Annotated in this window: 3 protein-coding genes; 2 read left to right on the plus strand and 1 reads right to left on the minus strand. The window is 73.5% G+C overall.

From position 1 onward, the window contains the following. On the minus strand, positions 1-230 hold a 230-nt coding region (locus B4M60_RS03850; protein WP_414646723.1), incomplete at its 3' end, for a glycosyltransferase family 2 protein. A gap of 177 nt (positions 231-407) precedes the next feature. On the opposite strand from B4M60_RS03850, the gene B4M60_RS03855 reads away from it, so the two are divergent. Both B4M60_RS03855 and B4M60_RS03860 read left to right on the plus strand, forming a co-directional pair. Beyond that, entirely contained in the window at positions 408-1958 is a 1551-nt protein-coding gene (locus B4M60_RS03855; protein WP_291080463.1) for an LCP family protein, read from the plus strand. A 22-nt stretch (positions 1959-1980) separates the two neighbouring features. Then, a partial coding sequence (locus B4M60_RS03860; protein ID WP_291080464.1) for a TIGR03089 family protein occupies positions 1981-2272 on the plus strand: 292 nt, incomplete at its 3' end.

Below are 2272 nucleotides of genomic sequence, written 5' to 3' on the forward strand. Positions count from 1 at the left end.
CTCACGGCCCGGTTGACGGCCGTCCCGTAGCCCAGGTTCCCGCCGGTGGGGAGGAACTCGGCGAAGTCGTGGGCGGCGGCCGCCGCCTCGGGCGCCCCGTCGGTGGACCCGTTGTCCGCCATCACCAGACCCACCGGCCGCGTGGTGGACCCGGGCAGGGTGTCGATGAAGGTGCGGAGGTGGTCGCCGGGCGAATAGGTCACCGTCACGACGGGCAGTCGGGTCGTCACCCGGAACACCCTACGACGCGTGCTGCCGATTCCGGCGCCCGGCGCGCGGCGCGGTACCGTGGGATCGTTATCGGCGGCCCGGGCGGCCCGCGAGCCGCATCGACGGCGGTCTGCGCTGGTCCGGCTCCCCCTCCCGGGAGCGGCCCGACCGCCCGGATTCAACGACAAGGACGGTGGATGAGCGCCGAGCAGCCCGTGACGCCCCGCCGCGCTCCCGCCCGGGGCCGGCGCCACGCCGACCCCGGCCGCCCGCTGGCCGCCCGGGTCGCCCGCACGCTCGCCGCCCTCGTCTCCGCCTTCTGTCTCCTCGTCACCGGCGTCGGCTGGACGGTGTTCAACGGCCTCAACTCCGACCTCGCCTCGGCCGGCGGGCTCGACGTGGGCGTCGGCGGCCTCGACGGTGCGGTGGACATCCTGTTGGTGGGGACCGACAACCGGACCGACGCCCAGGGCAACGCCCTGAGCCCGGAGGAGCTGGCCACCATCCGGACCGGCGAGGAGGTGGGCGAGAACACCGACACCATCCTGCTCATCCGGATCCCCGAGGACGGCAGCTCGGCCACCGCGATCTCCATCCCCCGGGACGTCTACGTGGAGACGCCGACCATCGGCGGGAGCAAGATCAACGGCGTCTACTCGGCGTACAAGGAGGCCTACCTCGAGGAGGCCCTCGCCGCCAGCCCCGACGGCTCGCTCACCGACCAGGACCAGCGTGACGCCGTCCAGGCCGGCCGCAACGGCCTCATCGAGGCCATCCGTGACCTCACCGGGGTGTCGGTCGACCACTACGCCGAGATCGGGCTGCTGGGATTCGTCCTGCTCACCGACGCCGTCGGCGGGGTCGAGGTATGCCTCAACGCCGATGTCGACGAGCCGCTGTCGGGGGCGAAGTTCGCCGCGGGGGTCCAGACGGTCTCCGGCTCGGACGCGCTGAGCTTCGTGCGCCAGCGCCACGACCTGCCCGCCGGCGACCTCGACCGGATCGTCCGCCAGCAGGTGTTCATGTCCCAGCTGGTCAAGAGGACGCTGTCCGCCGGCACCCTCGCGGACCCCTCCAAGCTCAGCGCCCTCGCCGACGCGGCCAAGCGGTCCTTCGTCATCGACGAGAACTGGGACTTCGTCGACTTCGCCATGAAGCTCCAGGACATCAGCGGCGGCAACGTGCGGTTCGAGACCATCCCCGTGACGAGCATCGACTCGGTCACGGAGTGGGGCGAGTCCATCGTCACCGTCGACCCCGCCCAGGTCGCGGAGTTCGTGGGCGGGTTCGCCAGTACCGAGGACGAGACCACCGGGACCACCGAGGCCACCGCCGGCGGCGGGGTCGTCCCCGCGGACGTGACGGTCTCGGTGGTCAACACCACCGCGATCGACGGACTGGCCGCCCGCGTGTCCGGCTCGCTCGCGGAACTCGGCTACACCCCCGGGGACCTGCTCACCGACCCCGCCGTCGCGTACACCTCCCACGTCGCCGCGTCCTCCGCGGACGACGCCGCCGCGTTCGCCGTATCCGACGCCCTGGGCGGCCTGCCCGTGCAGGTCGACCCGGCGATCCCCGCCGGGTCGGTGCGCGTGGTCCTGGCCGAGGACTACAGCGGGCCCGCCGGGGACGCCACCGGGATCGAGTCCCTCACCCCGGCCACGACCAGCTACGCGCCGCTGCCGCCGTCCATCGCCCAGCGCCCGACATTCGACGCGGGCGGATCCGACGTCCCCTGCGTGAACTGATCCACCACCCCGGAGGACGCCCGTGACCACCGCCGCAGACACCGTGCTCGGCCCGCTCCTCGCCGCCGATCCGGGAGCGCCGCTCATCACCCACTACGACCTCGGGGCACCGTCCCGGATCGAGCTGTCCGTGGTCTCGACCGCCAACTGGGCCGCCAAGATCGCCGGGCTCCTGCGCGACGAGGTGGGGGTCGCCCCGGGCGACGTCGTGGTGTGCGACCTCCCCGCGCACTGGCTCACCGCCGGCGTGCTGCTCGGCGCCTGGTGGGCGGGCGCGGAGGTCCGCACCGAGGCATCCGACGCGGCCACCGCCG

Source organism: Dietzia sp. UBA5065, assembly GCA_002415925.1.
Classification (GTDB): Bacteria; Actinomycetota; Actinomycetes; order Mycobacteriales; family Mycobacteriaceae; genus Dietzia.

Bases quoted from the DNA above. Each gene is read 5' to 3' on its own strand.
- B4M60_RS03855 (WP_291080463.1), top strand. From the start codon at position 408: ATGAGCGCCGAGCAGCCCGTGACGCCCCGCCGCGCTCCCGCCCGGGGC.